This is a genomic window from Marinifilum sp. JC120, from assembly GCA_004923195.1.
Taxonomy (GTDB): Bacteria; Desulfobacterota; Desulfovibrionia; order Desulfovibrionales; family Desulfovibrionaceae; genus Maridesulfovibrio.
In genome coordinates this window covers 130,522-149,432 of the sequence record RDSB01000011.1, presented here as the reverse complement: position 1 = coordinate 149,432, position 18,911 = coordinate 130,522, and the positions used below count along the sequence as shown (strand labels likewise).

Annotated in this window: 19 protein-coding genes; 1 reads left to right on the top strand and 18 read right to left on the bottom strand. The window is 49.1% G+C overall.

Annotated elements, in window-relative coordinates; all coding sequences use genetic code 11:
• Positions 1-368 precede the first annotated feature (368 nt).
• Together D0S45_12520 and D0S45_12515 are read right to left on the bottom strand one after the other, a co-directional pair.
• Entirely contained in the window at positions 369-590 is a 222-nt protein-coding gene (locus tag D0S45_12520) for a hypothetical protein (protein ID TIH14960.1), read from the bottom strand.
• Between the two features lie 25 nt (positions 591-615).
• A complete protein-coding gene (locus D0S45_12515) occupies positions 616-1,215 on the bottom strand; it encodes a MarC family protein (GenBank protein TIH14959.1) in 600 nt (199 codons plus the stop codon).
• Positions 1,216-1,476: 261 nt separating this feature from the next.
• On the opposite strand from D0S45_12515, the gene D0S45_12510 reads away from it, so the two are divergent.
• The gene (locus D0S45_12510; GenBank protein ID TIH14958.1) at positions 1,477-3,495 is read left to right on the top strand and encodes a HAMP domain-containing protein; all 2,019 of its coding nucleotides are present in this window, start codon (positions 1,477-1,479) and stop codon (positions 3,493-3,495) included.
• A 139-nt stretch (positions 3,496-3,634) separates the two neighbouring features.
• On the opposite strand, the gene secA is transcribed toward D0S45_12510, so the two are convergent.
• From secA to D0S45_12430, 16 genes are all read right to left on the bottom strand, one after another.
• Positions 3,635-6,148, bottom strand: a complete 2,514-nt coding sequence (gene secA / locus D0S45_12505) for a preprotein translocase subunit SecA (protein ID TIH14957.1) — start codon at positions 6,146-6,148, stop codon at positions 3,635-3,637.
• Positions 6,149-6,386: 238 nt separating this feature from the next.
• Positions 6,387-7,523, bottom strand: coding sequence for a (Fe-S)-binding protein (locus D0S45_12500; GenBank protein TIH14956.1), 1,137 nt, complete (start codon positions 7,521-7,523; stop codon positions 6,387-6,389).
• Positions 7,523-8,911, bottom strand: a complete 1,389-nt coding sequence (locus D0S45_12495) for an FAD-binding protein (GenBank protein TIH14955.1) — start codon at positions 8,909-8,911, stop codon at positions 7,523-7,525. The genes D0S45_12500 and D0S45_12495 overlap by 1 nt, the downstream gene beginning before the upstream one ends.
• Positions 8,912-9,153: 242 nt before the next feature.
• Complete coding sequence (locus tag D0S45_12490; GenBank protein TIH14954.1) at positions 9,154-10,035, bottom strand: LysR family transcriptional regulator; 882 nt, start codon at positions 10,033-10,035, stop codon at positions 9,154-9,156.
• A 456-nt stretch (positions 10,036-10,491) separates the two neighbouring features.
• Positions 10,492-10,959, bottom strand: a complete 468-nt coding sequence (gene smpB, locus D0S45_12485; protein TIH14953.1) for an SsrA-binding protein SmpB — start codon at positions 10,957-10,959, stop codon at positions 10,492-10,494.
• 9 nt (positions 10,960-10,968) lie between these two features.
• A complete protein-coding gene (ptsP, locus tag D0S45_12480; GenBank protein TIH14952.1) occupies positions 10,969-12,753 on the bottom strand; it encodes a phosphoenolpyruvate--protein phosphotransferase in 1,785 nt (594 codons plus the stop codon).
• Positions 12,754-13,071 carry an HPr family phosphocarrier protein gene (locus tag D0S45_12475; protein TIH14951.1) on the bottom strand — a complete coding sequence of 106 codons (318 nt, stop codon included), beginning with the start codon at positions 13,069-13,071 and terminating at the stop codon, positions 12,754-12,756. It abuts the gene before it with no gap.
• 41 nt (positions 13,072-13,112) lie between these two features.
• Positions 13,113-13,865: a 3-keto-L-gulonate transporter gene (locus D0S45_12470; protein TIH14950.1), complete on the bottom strand. Its 753-nt coding sequence runs from the start codon at positions 13,863-13,865 to the stop codon at positions 13,113-13,115.
• A gap of 108 nt (positions 13,866-13,973) precedes the next feature.
• Complete coding sequence (gene rsmI, locus D0S45_12465) at positions 13,974-14,816, bottom strand: 16S rRNA (cytidine(1402)-2'-O)-methyltransferase (protein TIH14949.1); 843 nt, start codon at positions 14,814-14,816, stop codon at positions 13,974-13,976.
• On the bottom strand, positions 14,758-15,162 hold the full coding sequence (locus D0S45_12460; protein TIH14948.1) for a YraN family protein: 405 nt from the start codon (positions 15,160-15,162) through the stop codon (positions 14,758-14,760). The genes rsmI and D0S45_12460 overlap by 59 nt, the downstream gene beginning before the upstream one ends.
• Positions 15,144-15,800, bottom strand: a complete 657-nt coding sequence (locus D0S45_12455; protein TIH14947.1) for a ribonuclease HII — start codon at positions 15,798-15,800, stop codon at positions 15,144-15,146. Before D0S45_12455 ends, D0S45_12460 begins: the two co-directional genes overlap by 19 nt.
• A gap of 205 nt (positions 15,801-16,005) precedes the next feature.
• Entirely contained in the window at positions 16,006-16,356 is a 351-nt protein-coding gene (locus D0S45_12450; protein TIH14946.1) for a 50S ribosomal protein L19, read from the bottom strand.
• A 47-nt stretch (positions 16,357-16,403) separates the two neighbouring features.
• Positions 16,404-17,714, bottom strand: coding sequence for a tRNA (guanosine(37)-N1)-methyltransferase TrmD (trmD, locus tag D0S45_12445; protein TIH14945.1), 1,311 nt, complete (start codon positions 17,712-17,714; stop codon positions 16,404-16,406).
• Between the two features lie 39 nt (positions 17,715-17,753).
• A complete protein-coding gene (gene rimM / locus D0S45_12440; protein TIH14944.1) occupies positions 17,754-18,311 on the bottom strand; it encodes a ribosome maturation factor RimM in 558 nt (185 codons plus the stop codon).
• A 34-nt stretch (positions 18,312-18,345) separates the two neighbouring features.
• On the bottom strand, positions 18,346-18,579 hold the full coding sequence (locus D0S45_12435) for a KH domain-containing protein (protein ID TIH14943.1): 234 nt from the start codon (positions 18,577-18,579) through the stop codon (positions 18,346-18,348).
• Between the two features lie 78 nt (positions 18,580-18,657).
• Positions 18,658-18,894 carry a 30S ribosomal protein S16 gene (locus tag D0S45_12430; protein TIH14942.1) on the bottom strand — a complete coding sequence of 79 codons (237 nt, stop codon included), beginning with the start codon at positions 18,892-18,894 and terminating at the stop codon, positions 18,658-18,660.
• Between the last annotated feature and the right edge of the window lie 17 nt (positions 18,895-18,911).

Here is an 18,911-nt window from a genome sequence, read left to right as displayed (position 1 = left end):
CATAAAGCTGGATGCTGGACTTTGCCAAATCAATTCCGATTATGGTAGCTACTTTCATTGGGATGGTCCTCCATTTCGAAGTTGTGGTGAACTTGAAATATACCCCTTTTTAAGGGGCGGGACCATCCCATCAGCTCTCCGAGGGCCAGAGAAACTTTTTGAAAAAAGTTTCTCTGGACTCTTCAAAAACTTTCATTAGGGCTTCACCACGTTGAATTTTAAAATTTGCCACAAATAAGGCCGCAATATCTTACATGATATTGCGGCCTTCATATTTAGAAATAGTTCTTAAACTACATGCGAAGCTTATTAAAAGGTTTTGGGATTCTTAAACCCTTTTGCAAAAGGGTTTAAGCCGCCGGAGGCATTTATGCAAACGGGTCTGTAAGCAGCTTATACTCACCGTCTTTCTCTTCGAGAATTCCTTTCCCGACCATTTCGGCAAGCATATTCAAGAGCTTGTCATTTTCACCCGGGGCAAGAACCTTCCCGCCCTCCATTTGTAAATAGGATGGCGGCAGGTAATCAGCCTTGCCTCGTTTGAAAAGTGCAACCAGAAACCTGTCGGTTAATTTTTTCGCTCCTGCCATCGGTGAATCCTCCTGTCCGTAATAACTAGTTCAGCATGAAATTCCGCACCCCGGTAAAGAATATCTGGGCAGCAATTGACGCAACAAAAAGTCCCGTCAAACGACTCATTATGTTAAGCCCCCTTCTTCCCAAAAGACGTTTTAGGCTTGAGGATATGAATAACAGAATTCCTACTGTTAATACAGCGGCAACAAGAGCAGAGCAGGCCAAAAACATGTCCTGATAGCCCTGAACCGAAGACCCCATGACCAGCAACGCACCAATCGTTCCCGGACCGACCACAATGGGAATTGCCAGCGGAACAACTGCAATATCGTCATCATCATTACCGGCATCAAATTTTTTACCGCCGCCGTTGACCATATTCAAAGCGGAAAGGAAAAGAACCGCCCCGGCCCCAATCCTGAAGGCATCTAGGGTTATACCGAACAGATCAAAAATATACCTGCCATATAGGTAAAGAATCACAGAGCTGACAATAACAGCCACTGTGACTTTCACAGCCGTTCTTTTGCGCTCAGCGGGAGTCATCTCTTGAGTCAGGGAGATGAACGCGGAAATAGCAAAAAAAGGCGTCAGGACAAAGAATAGCTTCAAATAGGTTTGAAAGAATATTGCGAGCATGGTTTTCCACTCACTGTTAAATTTTTTTAATTAAAGGTGATAATACCTGTTGTTCAAAATTGATGCCGCTCTCTACACCTCATTGATCGCACAATCAATACAATTTTAACCCGAAATTAAAATTTTCCAGTTCTTGCGAAAATCAACATAAAATCTTTTCTTTCAATTCTTCTTTCATTCCACTTTTGAGCTATGATATAACCTCCAAAGAGAAGAAGCTATACTTATCATAATGTAGTCACTTTCATACTGGAGGTTCGAATGCTTAAAAACATGAAACTGGCAATTAAATTAGGACTCAGTTTTGCCATCATGATTTTATTGACCGTTGCAATGGCTTATGTAGGACATAACGGTATGGGTGGTATTGAGGAACGAGTCGATAAAGCCGATGATGTCAACCGTATGGTCCGCATAATTCTTGAAACGCGCATGAGCGAAAAAAACTACATGCTCCGTTCTGATGACTCCTACCTGCAAAAACATAAGGAACTGATCAGCAATCTTCAATCACAGGTAAAAAATACATCTGCAAAATTCTCTCAGAAAATCAACCACGACCAGATGAATGAGTTGAAAACTGCTGTAGATAGATACAACAACGCATTTGCAGGCTATGTGGAGTTAGTCAAAAATAGAGATGAAACGATGGAACTCATGCGCACTGATGCACGGGCAGTACTTGCCGAGCTTGAGAAAGTGCGAGCCGAACAAAAAGAACAACTTGAATCCATCCTTGCCGGGACCAAAAGTAAAATCCTAAGTGGAATCCGCAGGTCTGAATTTCAAAACATAGGTGCGCTCTACAATGATGGACAACAAAATATTGAGGATAAACTGACCAAAGCCGATGATGCCAACCGGGCCATCAAATGGTTCATAACCGCCCGTAAAAATGAGAAAGAATACATAATCTCATCAGATCCCAAATATCTTGAAATGCTCAAAACCGACATCATGCGCATTGATGAACTTATTCAGGATCTCAAGCTAAGATTCAATAACCCGACCAATATTGCACAGGTTCACGGAGTTCTTAAAAGCATATCCGGCTACTATGATAACTTCCAAAAATATGCCCAATTAATGGCCCAACAAGTAGAAGCCGAAAAAACCATGGTTGAAGCAGCAAGAGCGGCTGACGCACAATGCCGCGCTGCGCGAGCAGACCAAAAAGCCAAAATGCTGCAACAAATGGAAACCTCCACCGCAATCCTCTTTAGCGGCACCTTGGTCGCCCTTGTTCTCGGCATATTGATCGCCTTCGTCCTAACCAGAGCCATTACCGGACCAATCCAGATGGGAGTTCGCTTTGCACAGCGTATGTCTGAAGGAGACTTTACCCGCACACTGAACCTCGATCAAAAAGACGAAGTAGGTATCCTTGCCGCAGCCTTGAACAACATGGTCAACCGCTTATCCGCTGTTGTAGGTGAAGTGGGCGGTGCCACCGAAAATGTTGCTTCCGGCAGTGAAGAACTCTCCGCCACATCGGAATCACTTTCGCAGGCATCCACCGAACAGGCTGCCAATGTAGAAGAAGTTTCTTCATCCATTGAAGAAATGACCGCTAATATCAGGCAGAACGCAGAGAATGCCCAACAGACCGAGAGTATCGCGGTCCAATCCGCTCAACAGGCTGAAGAAAGCGGGGAAGCAGTAACACAGGCCGTAGAAGCCATGAAAAATATTGCTGAAAAGATATCCATCATTGAAGAAATCGCCCGCCAGACAAACCTGCTGGCCCTGAATGCCGCCATTGAAGCAGCCCGAGCCGGGGAACACGGCAAAGGTTTTGCTGTTGTAGCCGCAGAAGTAAGAAAACTGGCCGAACGCAGCGGAGAAGCCGCACGTGAAATCGGCGACCTTTCCTCCGGCACAGTCAGTGTGGCAGAAAAAGCAGGTACGATGCTGGTCCAACTGGTCCCGGACATCAAACGCACAGCAGAACTGGTGCAGGAGATAACCGCAGGCAGCAGTGAACAGCTCACCGGAGCTGAACAAATCAACAAGGCTGTGCAGCAGCTTGATCAGGTTACCCAGCAGAACGCCTCGGCTTCCGAAGAAATGGCCTCCACTTCTGAAGAGCTTTCCAGTCAAGCCGAAGAACTGCAACAAACTATGGGCTTCTTCAGGGTCAACAACAACTCAAGCACTCCCCGGGCCCTGCCCGCTCCTGCACAGAATGAGTACAAGCAAAAATCAGAACCCGCTTCTCCATCAGGGATGGCCCTAGATATGAATAATGATTATTCTGACGGAGAATTTAAGAAGTTTTAAATTTATGAAAAGGATTTAAGAATCCCAAAAACTTTTATTATGCTTCGCAAGCTTAAGTAAAAATCCGCAATTGATTAACAAAAAAGGCTCCCGGAAATATCTTTCCGGGAGCCTTTAATACTTATTTTATCAGCTGCTGCTATTTGCCGCAGCACTTCTTGTATTTCTTACCACTGCCGCATGGACAAGGATCATTACGTCCAACTTTAGGTTCGCTACGACGTTTGGGCTTTTTCTTGGCTTCAGTTTTTTCTGAATCGGAATACTCAAGGTCGGACTTGCTTTCCTTGTGCTGGAACTCGTCCTCGCGAACTTCGGCTTCAATACGCAGATGGCAAAGAGCACGCACAGTATTTTCCTTGAGACGGTCAAGCATTTCACGGAAAAGCTCGAAGCCTTCTTTCTTATACTCGTGCTTGGGGTCCTTCTGGCCGTATCCGCGCAGTCCGATACCTTCACGCAGGTGATCCATATTCAAGAGGTGCTCTTTCCAGTTACGATCGAGAGCTTCAAGCAGGAAGTAGCGCTGGATTTCGTGGTAATGTTCGCCTGCACTATCTTTAAGGCCACCGAGGATATCACCTACCCATTCTTCCGCCTGTTCGCGGGTGGGCAGCTTTTCCTTGAATTCCTCATTACGACTGAAACCGAATAGCTCGTCAAGACGAACCCTGACCATTTCCTCGGTCTCTTCATCAAGGGGTTTACCCTTGGCTTCTTCGACCGGATAGTAAGCATCATCAAAAAGTTCTTCCACAAACTCGGAGGTCATTTCATTCATGTCCTCAGAATTCATGACATCGCGACGCAGGGTGTAGATAACCTCACGCTGCTGGTTCATGACGTTGTCATAATCGAGGAGCTGTTTACGAATTTCAAAGTTGTGGCCTTCAACCTTCTTCTGGGAATTCTCAATAGCCTTGGTGACCATGCCGTTTTCAATCGGCTCCCCTTCTTCCATACCCAGCTTATCCATGATCCCGGCAATGCGCTCAGAACCGAACAGACGCATAAGATCGTCATCAAGGGCAAGGTAGAAACGAGTGGAACCGGGGTCACCCTGACGACCGGAACGACCACGCAGCTGGTTATCAATACGGCGTGATTCATGACGCTCGGTACCGACAATATGCAGACCGCCGCTTTCCAAAACACCTTCGCCGAGCTTGATGTCAGTACCACGACCGGCCATGTTGGTGGCGATTGTCACGTGACCCTTAAATCCGGCTTCGGCAACGATTTCCGCTTCCTGCTGGTGATGCTTCGCGTTGAGTACGTTATGGGGAATCTTGCGTTTTTTGAGCAGGTTGGAAACAAGTTCCGACTTCTCAATGGAAACAGTACCGACCAGCACTGGCTGGCCTTTCTTGTACTTAACAGCAATATCATCAGCAATGGCGTTGTATTTCTCCTGCTGAGTCTTGTAGATGGAGTCAGGATGGTCTTTACGAATCATTGCGGTGTTGGTGGGGATGACAATTACTTCCAGATCGTAAATCTGTGCGAATTCAACAGATTCGGTATCCGCAGTACCGGTCATACCGGCCAGCTTGTTGTACATGCGGAAATAGTTCTGGAAAGTAATGGAAGCCAAGGTCTGGTTCTCGGACTCAACCTTAACGCCTTCTTTCGCTTCAAGGGCCTGATGCAGACCGTCGGAAAAGCGTCTGCCGGGCATGAGGCGACCGGTAAATTCGTCAACAATGACCACCTGACCGTCTTTGACAATGTAATCAACATCGCAGCCAAAAAGATGGTGTGCCTTGATGCCCTGCATGATGTGATGCTGGAAAGAAATATGCTGGGAGTCATAGAGGTTATCAATACCCAGAATCTGTTCGCACTTCATGACCCCGTCATCGGTCATGGTGATGGAACGACCTTTTTCGTCAACCTCGAAATCCTCATCCCGCTTGAGCAGGGGAATGATAGAGTTGACCCGGCCGTACATGGAAGTGGCATCGTCAGAAGCACCGGAAATAATGAGCGGAGTACGGGCTTCATCAATGAGGATGGAGTCAACTTCATCCACAATACAAAAATTCAGTTCGCGCTGGACCAACTGCTCCTTGTAGAACTTCATGTTGTCGCGCAGGTAATCGAAACCGAACTCGTTGTTGGTACCGTAAGTAATATCGCAGCCGTAAGCTTCCTGACGTTCTTCATCAGTCAACCCGTGAACAACAACCCCAACGGAAAGACCGAGGAAATTGTAAAGCTTACCCATCCACTCAGCATCACGCTTGGCGAGATAATCGTTAACTGTGATCAGGTGCACGCCTTTACCGGAAAGGGCGTTCAGAACAGCGGCAAGGGTCGCCACAAGAGTTTTACCTTCACCGGTCTTCATTTCAGCGATACGGCCGCTGTGCAGGACCATACCACCGACCATCTGTACGTCGTAATGACGCATTTCAAGGGAACGAATACCGGCTTCGCGCACAAGGGCGAAAACTTCAGGCAGGATGTCATCAAGAGAAGTGCCTGCGGCCACCTGTTCTTTATATTCAGCAATCTTCTGCGGAAACTGCTCATCGGTGAGCTCTTTCATCTCAGGCTCAAGGGATGCTATCTGATCGACCTGAGGCTTCAGCTTTTTAATAAATCTTTCATTTCGTGAACCGAATAACTTGGAAACAATCAAATTAAACATCTAAATCTTTTCCTTATTTCGTATGCAAGAAAATTTGATGCGCTACGCGCTTTTGCCGGGTGATTTCGCCTCCGGCGGCCAAAGGAGCAAGCAGCTCTGCTCTCCATATCCGTAAGACTCGAAGTACAACTTCTCGCCTAACGGTTATGGCCCTTTGGAATCCCTATATATTTAATTTCTTTAAAAAAGCCCATCAAGTAGGCATATTTTTTAGTAGCGGATGATATTTAATAAGGCTTTATTTCAAAATATCAAGCCAATGGCAGGCAAAATATTCATCTTTTACAAGACTGGCAAGCTGAATCACACAAGCGGAGCAACCACTTACAATCTGCCCACCCGGTTTCATGCCCTTTGTCAGATGGGTTATGCAATATTCTCCCACCTCTTTGGAAAGCTGAGGCGCACCCAGTTGCATAACCCCGCCGAACCCGCAGCAAAGGTCGTCTTTTACGGGAAGCAACCTTTCCCCGGCTATCAATTCAACCAGCTTGCGGTCTGTATCGACTTCCGGCGCATGGCAGGGTTGATGATAAACGATTTGAGACGGAACATTATCGAGCAACTCAACTTCCGCATCCAATAACAGAGAGGATAACGGCGTCAGAGATTCTTGCCAGCGGGCAAAGAGCTTTTCGTCACCGTTGAAATCATTCAGAGCATACTCTTTCAAACCTTTCAAGCAAGTAGCGCAAAATGTGATCAGTAGCGGGTAGCCGCCATCTTTCCAGACTTTAATATTTTTAGCCCTTGAATCGGCCTGCCGTTCCAGCAGTCCGGCACTGCCGTAGGAGGAACCGCAACAGCTGAACTCAGCGTTTTCGAAGCGAATCAACCCCATGGAATCCATGAGTTGTTCAGCCTTCATCGTCCAATCTTTACGGGCAAAACGGCCTACACAGCCTTTGAACAGCATGACTTTACGCTTTTCAAATTTAGCCTGCGTAGCAAGTTTCGCCCATGGTTCAGGACTCTTGGCAAAAAGGGCCTGCATCCGTTTTCTGGCTGAACCGAACGGTTCCGGTAAAATTTCAGGCGATAGCTTGGAGACCGCAGCTGCCATGGGCCAAAGCAGACCGGGATTCTTCAACCACAAATCCCAACAGGATTGGGTAAAATCTTTTGATTTGGCCCGCAAATCAGTGACCAATTCCGGGCCGGACATATTCTGCGGACAATTCTTCTCACAACGTCCACAGGAAAGGCAAAGCGAAGCCAATGATTTAAAATCCTTCTCACTAAGACCTTCACCCGAATCAAGTGACTCAAGAAAAAATTTGGCCCGCGGAGTCAACTCTTCACGTCCGGTAACTTTGAATAAAGGACAGACCTCAAGGCATTTTCCGCACTGCACGCAACTTTGGGGGGCAGCCATCAGACCACCTTCCCGGGATTCATGATATTCAGAGGATCGAAAGTCTTCTTGATGCCAGCCATGAGCCGCTGCTGAGTTTTATCCAGCTGCATGTTGATGTATTTGGCCTTAGTCATCCCGATGCCGTGTTCCCCAGACAAGGTTCCGCCCAGTTCAAGGGTCAGGCCGAAAATCTGCTGCTTGGCCTTGAGCGCACTCTCCTGCTGACCGGGAGCTGATTTATCATACATAGTGCTGACATGAATATTGCCATCACCCAGATGGCCGAAACAGAGCACAACAACCCCAAGCTTCTTCCCAATAGCATGGTAGCCTTTGATAGCCTCGGCAACCCTGCCGCGCGGCACGGCAACATCTTCGCCCTGCTTATTAGGAGCAAGATTAAACGCCGCCGGACTAATCACCCGGCGCAGCTCCCAGAGCCGTTCCTGATCCTCACCACCGCCCTTTTCTACAAAAGTAACTTCAACACTCTGCAAAGCTTCTTCAATGCGTAAAAGGTCGGTTTTCACGGACTCCGCAGAACCGTCAATCTTGAGCAGAAGCAATCCCCCGGTCCCTTCAGGCCAAGGAACATCAGAATGCATCTCCAAAGCCCTAATGGTATTGCGGTCCATGAGTTCCATAGCCGTGGGCAGGATTCCACAACCGAACACAGCCTCGGCTCCATTCAGGCTGTCATCCAGACCCTTGAATCCCACCAGCACGGATGCGGATGTTTCCGGCAGCGGAAGCAGCTTGAGGGTTGCCTCGGTGACCAACCCCAATGTTCCGGCAGAACCGACCATAAGGCGGGTCAAATCCAGCCCGACCACATTTTTCTGGGTACGGCCCCCGGTGCGAATGACTTCACCTCCGGGCAGGACAACTTCAAGCCCTAGCACGTAATCGCGGGTCACTCCGTATTTCACGGCCCGCATGCCCCCGGCACAAGTGGAGACATTGCCACCGATAGTAGAAATTTTCATGCTTGCCGGATCAGGCGGATAAAACAGTCCCGCTGCTTCCACAGCCTTCTGCAAATCAGCTGTAATCACTCCCGGCTGGGTAACAGCTACGAAATCGCGGCTGTCGATATCCAGAATCGAATTCATATCAAGCATGGAGACCACCACCCCGTGGCGGACCGGAACGCAGTTACCAACTTTATTAGTCGCCCGTGCACGAGGGTAGATGGGGACCCGCTCCGTTTGCGCCCATTTGAGCAGCTCCGCAACCTGTGCGGTTTCTTGCGGACGCACCAAAGCCAGCGGTTTTGCGTGTCTCTGGCTGGCATCCACACCGCAGGCCAGCAAAGTGCCGTCGTCAAAACTAGATTCCCTGCCGGGAAACAAGTTTTTCAGAAATTTTTTATGGGATCGGGATAATTGTTCAGGATAATTTTGCATATGTAAGGCCTCCGGCGGCCCTTCGGGGACCAAAGAAACTTTTTGAAAAAAGTTTCTCTGGACTCTTCAAAAACTTTTATTAAGGCTTCGCCGCCTTGTCCGGCAGTGATTGCTAAATTGAAACAACTCCCCCCCCCCCAACTAACGCGTTTTGAGGGGGATGGGGATTCCAAAGGGGAAGGGGGAACTTTTTGGCGTTAGCAAAAGTTCCCCCTTCCCCTTTGGCCGCCGGAGGCAAAATACTACGCCTTTTTCCAGACTTGCTCAACACAGTCTAAAAGAGCCCGAACCACGGGATCACTTTCTTTTTTGCGTGGAAATCCAAAATAAAGCCCGACCTCGATATGTCCACCGGGCCAGATATAAAATTCGTCCTTTTCGACTCCCTCAGCAGCTTCGTCCGCACGCATGACAGTAATGCCGTTACCGGACTTGACCAGCGCGTTGTGGGTATCTTCGCTGTCAGCAATCATGGACTTGGAAACTTCAAGATCGCGGGAGGAAAAAGTTTCTTCGAGCTTGACGTTGAAAGAGCATTCCTCCGGGGTCCAGATCCAGTCGAGCTTGGATAGATCCTCCCAACCGGCATCGGCCATGCGGTCACGCCATGAAGCCGGGCCGACCACGTGCAATATGGTATTCTCCAGCAGAATGCCATCCACCTCTTCGGGCGGACAATTGGAATAAAAAAAGCCGCCATCAAGCTTGCGGGCGGCAATATCACTGCGGATTGTCCAAGTGGGCATCTGCACCAGACGCACGGACAACCCCGGAAACTCTTCCTTGATCAATTTAATAAGCTGCGGAGTCCTGAGATAAATAGGTGAAGTTTGCAAACCCACGCGTGCGACACCCGAAAGCTCACCTTTCATGCTCTGGGCCTCGGATTCAAATTTTTCAACGGAATCTAAAATATCACGGGCTTTTTCCAGCAACAGTTTGCCTTCAGCTGTGGTCTGCATACCCTTGGGGGTGCGCAGAAACAAGCGCACGTCAAATTCTTCTTCAAGGGACTTGATATGTAGACTGATGGTGGATTGACTGGCGTGCAACCGTTTAGCAGCACGAGTCATGTTACCTTCTTCGGCCACCACCACGAATGTCTTAATCTGATATAATTCCATGCTTTCTGGCCATTTACCTACATCATTTAAAAATTCGAACAAAGGCTATTAAAAATATTAAACAGGGTCTTCGAGTATTCCCATTGGATTGAAAACATGAAAGCAGGCAATAATGATTCATTGACTACGTGATTTTATAACCTTGATCACGCATACAGGAGAACGACCATGAGTAGCATCAGCGCATTTATGACTGAGATTTTCACCCCTGAAAACAGCGAAGTTGGCCGCGAAAAGAAACTCGACCCCGTAACCGGAATGGTTAAAACAATTTTCTGGGTCGGTGCAGCAATGGCTTTCACCATTCTCGTTTCCGGTCTCCAGTAAGATAAATACGACTGTTTTATAAACAGTCGAAGTCCGCTCCTTGACGGACTAAGGTTACCATACCCTTATCATGCTTTCTCCACCTACCGGCAAGGGGTGGATGAGAACTTTATACGGCTCGTTGGTCGGCTAGTAATTAGCCAGCTGACGAGCCGTATCTCTTGCGATATCTCTACGCTTAAGCTCTTCCTTACGGTTATGAACATTACGCCCTTTGGCAAGAGCTATTCCAAGCTTAATCTTCCCTCTTGAAAAGTATAACTTAACCGGAATAACGGTTAAGCCTTTCTGTTCGCTTTTAGCCTGTAACTGTTCTATTTCGCGTTCATGCAACAGCAGTTTGCGTGGGCGATCAGGGTCATGCTGAGTATGACCGGCATGGTCATAAGGAGCAATATGGATGCCTATCAGCCAAGCTTCGCCTTCCTTAAAGTTAATATATCCGTCGTTAAAGCTGACCTGCCCCTGACGCAGGGACTTCACCTCGGTCCCTTTAAGCACCAAACCGGCTTCAAGGGTTTCCACAAAGTCGTAATTACGACGGGCCTGCTTATTTATCGCGATTGAGGAAGGACTCTTCTTTTTCTTCTTAGCCATGATTTCTAATTAACCTGTGATCTCTTCGTTATCCAGAAGAGACGCAAAAAAGGTCAGTTCTTCCGGATACTTTTTATAAATATTGTCCGTAACAAGACGGTTGATTCTGCTTACAGTACGGCAGCCGAGTACATCTTTAAGCAACTGCTTGCATTCCTGCATATTCAGCTGCCGGAGAATACGCTTGATGCCGGGAATGGCCTGTGGAGTAAGGCTCAGGCTATCTATCTGCATACCCATAAGAATGGGTACGCAATAAGGATCTGATGCCACCTCACCACAGAGGCTGACCCCGATACCGGCCCGATGTCCGGCATCGACAACGTACTTAATAGATCTCACCACCGCCGGATGCAGCGGCTGATAAAGATAAGAAACATGAGGGTTGGTACGGTCAATACCAAGACTGTACTGGATCAGGTCATTGGTTCCGATGCTGAAGAAATCCACTTCTTGTGCCAGAATTTCAGCAATCATGACCGCAGCGGGCAGCTCAATCATAACCCCGATGGGCATGTTTTCGTCAAAAGGAATGCCCTCATCACGCAACTCCTGCTGCGCGCGGGCAAGAGCACTCTTGGCCTGCAAAACTTCTTTCAGCCCACAAATCATGGGAAACATCATGGAGACATTTCCGTGCACACTGGCCCGGAGCATGGCCCGGAGCTGAGTATTAAAAAGCTCCTGATGCTTGAGGCAAAAACGCATGGCCCGCAAACCCAAAGCCGGGTTGGCTTCATCAAGAGCACCGAAATGGGACATGAATTTGTCCGAACCGAGATCAAGAGTACGCAGAGTTACCGGACGCGGCGACATAATGGCCGCAAGCTCCGAATACTTTTCAGCCAGCTCGTCCTCAGTGGGCAGGTCGGTACGGTTCAGATAGGCATATTCGGTCCTGAACAGACCTATGCCCTCGCCGCCGTTGTCAATAACGGCCGCAACCTCTTCGAAAAGTTCAATATTAGCATTAACCTGCACCCGGTAGCCATCTTCTGTTTCAGCCGGAAGCTGGCAACCGCGGATAATGGTCCGCTGGTAATCGTCAAACTGGGTCTCAAGGGTGTAATAATGTTCCAGCTCTTCATCAGTGGGATCAACCAGAATCTTTCCGGACAGACCGTCAATGATGACCAGATCTCCGTCCACAACGGATTTTTCCAGATCCTCAGCCCCCACAAGAGCGGGGATGTTGAGGGTGCGGGCTAAAATACCGGTATGGGAGGTTTTACCGCCAAGAGTGGTCACAAAAGCCATGAGCTTATTCACTTCAAGCTCAATGGTATCTGCCGGGGTCAGGTCATGGGCCATGAGTACAACGCGCCCTTCAACAGGTCGCAGATTGGCTTCACCGCCGATGAGCTTGGCCTGCACGCGCAAAGCCACCTGACGCACATCCTGCATGCGTTCACGAATGTAGATGTCCTCAAGGGCTCCAAAGGCTTTTGCAAGGTCATTTACGGCCTTGTCCATCGCCCATTCGGCATTGATCTTGAGATCATCGATATATTTCAGGACCGAGGATTGAAGTTTGGGGTCCTTGAGCATCATCAAATGGGAATCAATGATCAGCTGGTGCTCTTTAAGCTCTTCGGGCACCTTCTCCCGGATAGCTGCAAGCTCTTCCACGGCATCACTGAATCCTTTTTTCATCCGCTCTTTCTCACCTTCCACCATATGGACGGGTACAGTCTGCCTCGGCAGTCTGGATGAGATGCTGCGGTTAAGAAAAAAGGCCTTGCCAATGGCTATACCTGTTGAGACGGAAATTCCGTTGACGACCGCTCTGGCCACTTACTTTTCCTCGCCGAATCTGTTTTTAAAAAGTTCCTCAAGACAATCAAGGGCCGCTGCGGCATCTGAGCCGTCAGCCCGCAGTTCAAGGACACTGCCCTGCGCTGCCGCCAGAGTAAGCACATCAAGGATGCTTTTGGCGTCTACTTCCTGAGATTCGCAGACAACCATAATGTCCGCTTCGTAATTCTGGGCTTCCTGCGCAAGTTTAGCCGCCGGACGGGCATGCAGCCCCAACTGGTTGGTTACAACCACTGTCCGGGCTATTGGTTCCCCGCCTGCCGGGGCTCCTTCGCGAAGCGCGCTCTCTTCAGTCATTTCTCATTAATCCTTATATCTTATTTTTTCAAAAGAAAAAATCACAGCATATGCAAAGTCAGCAGTCCGATAACAACGACCAGAACAGCCACTATTTCGCGGGCAATTTTCCCGGTGGCAACCAGCCAGCCGAGCACTCCGAGAACCGCAGTCCCCCCGTACCATTCAAATTCGTGTAGCGGACGGGGCCAAAGCTGAAACCAGATCAGTAAAACCAGAAAGCCGTTGGCAAACTTAAGCCGCTCTCCCCAGTTGATCAAGTCCCAGCGCTTGAGTTCATCCAGAAATCCCAGCCCTTTATTAATACCGGACCAGAAGGTGAACGCCTTGAAAGATTGCAGCACAGCAAACGACAATAAACCGAGTAGCATAGCCTGCACATGATGACCAGCCAGCAACATATTCACTGTCGCCAAAGCCCAAAAGATCAGGCCGCTGCCGGAAAAAACCGAATCACCGATAGCAGAAAGTGTGTAGCTGGTTGTATTTTTCAACTTATCCAGCAATTGGACCGGAAATCTCCCGTCCCTGATCTGCACTTCAACAGACAGAAATATCGCAACCAGCAGCGGTGCCCAGAAGGGATGCGAATTGTAATGCTTCACATACCGTCTGCGGGCTTTGGAAAGCTCTGCCGGGTCATCATAAATGGCTTCAAGCCCGGGCTGCATGGCGTAGGAAAAGCCTATATTCTGCAAGCCGCGGGTATTGAATCCCGCTCCTACAAAATAAGAACGCAGAAAGCATCTGGCAAAGGCCAGACCTAATGGTTTCTTTTCTGCTGCTTTATCCATTTTAATTTGATGCGCTCCGCGCTTTATTTATACAGATTTTGCCTCCGGCGGCTCTCCGAGGTCCAGAGAAATTTTAATAAGACTTCGCCACCGTTAATCGCAAGCCTGCTAAGTCCTTTTCTTTCTTTCAGTTACCTTTTCATAGACCGCTTTAGCTGTCCAGCCTTCCACCTTTTCGGCGATGCGTCTGGCAATAACTTTGGGCTTATCCCCGGATTCCATTTCAGCATCAATCAGCCTGAAGATGTCTTCTTCAGAGGCAGGACCTTCATTCACCGGAGGACCGACAACCACCGTGATTTCGCCACGGAGTTCTTCGGAGACTTCTTCCCAGTCTTCAAGGTTGCCGTTGATGAACTCTTCGTAATCCTTGGTCAGTTCACGGCAAATGGAAAACTCACGGTTCCCAAGGGTTTCATAGGCCAGATGCATGGTCTCCCGCAACCGGGATTTACGCTCAAAAAATACAATTGTTGCCCCGGTCTGTCCGTAAACATCGAAGAGTCTGCGCATCTGCCCTTCCTTACGCGGCAAAAAACCGAGAAAGGAAAACGGATACGGCGGCAAGCCGCAACCGGAAAGGGCTGTAACAGGAGCACTGGGACCGGGCACGGGAACCACTCGCACACCATGTTCACGGCAAGCCCGAACCACCCGGTATCCGGGATCGCTCATAAGCGGCGTTCCGGCATCGGAAACAAGTGCTGCGTCATTACCCTCGTCAAAGTGGGCCAGCACTTTCTTAATTCGCTTTTCCTCATTGTGTTCATGCAGACTGACAAAGCTCTTGCCGCTGATATCCAGCGACTGGAGCAGTTTGCCTGTGCGGCGGGTGTCCTCCGCAAAAATGAGGTCGGCAGAGGCCAGAATTTTTTTGGCCCGCTCGGTGATATCACCAAGGTTGCCAAGCGGTGTTGCCACCACCCATAAAGTCGGTGAGGTCGAATGCATTTTCTATATGTTCCGCTCTAAAGCCGGTTCCGTCGTCGTTCACAATAACCAGATCAAATCGGCAGGGCCTCTCCCAGAGATCAAATGCCGAAAGGTAGCGGGTCGCGGCCTTGACCAGCTTCTTACGCTTGGCCGGAGTCACCGCCTCTATGCCGGACTGCGTGCTGCGTCCGGCTCTGGTCTTCACTTCCACAAAAATAAGTTCATCGCCCTTTTCACAGATTATATCCAGTTCCCACTGTTTCCAACGCCAATTACGCTGGCGCAGGTAATATCCGCGATTTTCCAGAAAACGGGCTGCGTAATCTTCGCCTGCCTGTCCGAAAGCTAAATGCCGGGCAGACACATGCGCTCCTGTTTAGCTTTCGTTTTCTCAGGCAGGACGCCTTTAAAAGTCATGCGATGCACCGCGCAGGGACCATGTTCCTTAAGGGCATCCAGATGCACCTTGGTGCCGTAGCCCTTATGAATTTCAAATCCATAAGCCGCATAACGTTTTGCCAGCTGCACCATCAGCTTATCCCGAAAAGTCTTAGCCAGAATGGATGCTGCCGAAATAGCCGGGATCTTCAGGTCACCTTTGACCACAGCCTCCTGCCGAAAGCCGGAGACACCGCCCAAATACGGCGCAGGGATGACCTTATTGCCGTCAACCATCAAACGCTGAGGCTTGACCCTCAAATGCAGCACAGAACGGCCCATGGCCCTGAAAGTGGCCTGTAAAATATTTATCTTGTCCACCACCTGTGCGCGACTTACGCCAAGAGCCCAACACACAGCCTGCTTTTTGATCTCAACTGCCAGCCGATCCCGTGCAGCTTCATCAAGCTTTTTAGAATCAGTCAGCCCCGGCAAATCATATTCTTCGGGCAGAATAACAGCTCCGGCAACGACAGGACCAGCCAAGCAACCGCGCCCGGCTTCATCGATACCAGCAGTAATGAGGCTCTGTGTTTCCATCCCCGGCAACATATTTTCAGACATAGGTGGCGAAGCCTTAATAAAAAGTTTTGGGATTCTTAAACCCTTTTGCAAAAGGGTTTAAGCCGCCGGAGGCATTAAAAAAGTAAAAAACCGCCAGTCCCGAACTGATTCAGTCCGGGAATGACGGTTTTCAACACAATTTTGCGTTCCCATGCCGGACCGGAGGCCCGATGGGAGAATCCGCGAAGCATTAAAGCTTCGTGGCCTACCAAGCCTGTTTGGACTTGATACGTGCTGCCTTACCTTTAAGGCCACGCAGGTAGTAGATGCGGCTGCGGCGTACTTTACCTTCAGCAACTACCTCTACACGCTCGATGTAGGGGGAGTGTACGGAAAAAACACGCTCAACGCCGATACCGTCAGAAATCTTGCGGACGGTGAAGGTGGAGTTAGTGGTACCATTACGGTAACGCAGAACAGCACCCTGGAAAACCTGGATACGTTCCTTTTCACCTTCGATAATACGCAGGTGTACCTTTACAGTGTCGCCTGCTTTGAAAGCGGGCATATCAATACGCATCTGTTCGCGTTCGATGTTTGCAATTACGTTGCTCATTTCGCTACTCCTTATATAAATTCTTATGCGGCACCCGAAGGCGGACTCTACCAGGCGTCTCCCAATAGCCTGTCAACCGTGATCGCCACCGCACTTCTTACTGATAAATGGTTGTATCCGTCCATGAAGCGGATAGGTCTTAAACTGCCCGCGGCCATGTCCAGAATTTCGGGAGCCAACCCGTGACCGGTACCGAAGACAAGCAGGACGGGATCGTCTTGCAGCATCTCACGAACCTTGTTCATGGTCGTGCTGCCTGCCCCCCGTGCACTGGTGGTCACCAGTATCGGTTTCTTACCCGTTCCCGACTCAATATGCTCCACCACATCTTGCAGGGAATCTTTCACACCTACCTTGGAAAAAGCTGCGGCTCTGTCCGGGTTGAACTTGCTACCCGGTCCCGAGGTCCAGTGAGAAATAATCCTTTCGGCCAGTTTCTTCTGATCCTCGATGGGAGTCACCGCAAAAAATCCACTAAGTGAATACGAGCGGGAAACGCGGGACATATCGTGAATATCGAGGTTTGTCAAAGAAACGGCGGCCTTTTCTCCAAATTTATTTAGCACCGGATAGTGCACCAGAGCCATATAAAGATTTTTTCCCAAACGTTTTCGGGGTATTGTGCGCAAATAACGCACATCATCTTTTTTTAGCCCTTCAGCTTCAGCTAAAAGCTCCGGACGCCCTTCCAAGGTCTCGTCCAGAGACTTCGTTCTCCTCCATTCTTCGATCAGGGCGTGATTACCTGAAGAGAGGATTTCCGGCACAGAATATCCCTCAAATTCTGAGGGACGGGTATAGTGCGGATACTCCAGAAGACCGGAAGAAAAGCTCTCCTCCGTACCGGATTCGGAATGCCCCATAAAATCCGGCAGCAGGCGGGCTACAGCTTCAACAAGGCACATGGCCCCGGCTTCACCCCCGTTGAGCACAAAATCTCCTACGGAGACAGTTTCAACGGGAAAAATATCTTCAAAGCGGGCATCAATCCCTTCGTACCTTCCGCAGACGAGAGTCAGCTCCTCTTCCTTGGAAAGTTCAACAGCCAGCTTTTGGGTCAGGGGTTTACCCTTGGGCGAAAGCATGATCAGCCTTTTACCCTTGGGGCATCCGCCTTCCTTTGACGGACGTATACCTACGGAATCGAGGGCCTTGGCAATGGGATCAATAAACATGACCATGCCCGGCCCGCCACCATAGGGACGGTCGTCAACGGATTTATGGCGGTCTGTTGTAAACTCACGAGGATCGACCTTATTAAAAGAGACTATGCCCTTTTCAACGCCTTTACCCATGAGTCCGTGAGACAGCGGGGAATCAAAGAATTCCGGAAAGAGTGTAACCAGATTAAATTTCACTATATTCAGCCTTTTAATTCAAAAAAGCGGCACTCTGCCCTATTTCTTTTTCTTCCCGTTATCTTTCTTACTTTCGTCGGCGAGGTAGATGTCAAGCAGCCCTTCGGGCGGGTCTACAACCACTTTCTCCGCTTCCAGATCAACAGACAAAACAAATTTCTCAACAGCGGGAAAAAGAATTTCCTTACCCTCTGAAGATGAAATCACCCATGTTTCCTGCCCGGGGGCAAGAATAAAGTCCGAAATGGTGCCAACCACAGTCCCGTCTTCGAGCTCGACGTTCATGCCTTCAAGCTCGTACATGTAAACTTCATCCTCTCCGGTTTCGGGAAGATCAGCTTCACGCACAAGAATCTCCATGCCGCGCAGACTTTCAGCCTCATCGCGACCTTCGACACCCTTGAAGGTAATAAGTACACGCCCTTTGTGTTTCCGTGAGGAGCGCACAACAAAACGACGGGGCTTCTGCCCTTTCTTTGCCAGATAAAGACAGGGAACCTCGTCGAAGAGAAAAGGGGAGTCCGCATGAGATTCAATGCAAACTTCCCCCCTGAGACCATGTGGTTTGACCACCTCGGCAACTACAAGCATTTCCATAGCAGCCTGCCGGTATGGTCAGGTTCGAGGACTCTTATTCCAGAATTTCCAGAACAGAGCGTTTTCTCACCTTGGTTGATGCAGCACCGAGCAGGGTCCTCATGGCACGCGCGGTGCGGCCCTGCTTACCGATAACCTTACCAAGATCTTCTTTGGCGACCTTAAGTTCGATTACGGAAGTCTGCTCCCCTTCGATTTCGGTGACAACTACTTCATCCGGATTGTCAACAAGCGATTTCGCGATGTACTCTACTAAATCCTTCAACATGCCAACAACCTCCGCTTCTGATTTCGAGTGTGTACCGTGAGTAGTGAAGAAGAATTCGAACCTGGTGAGATACGAACCCTAAGAATTAGCTTTGAGGAGAGATTTAACAGTATTGCTAGGCTCTGCGCCTCTCTCAAGCCACTTCTCTACTTTTTCCTTGTCAATTTTAACATCAACAGGCTCAACCATAGGGTTGTAATAACCGCAGAAGTCCAAAGGACGACCGTCACGTCTGGTTTCGCTGTTAATTGCTACAATACGGTAAAAAGGGCGCTTTTTGGAGCCCATACGGGTCAATCTAAGTTTAATAGCCATTGTCTACTTTCCCCCAT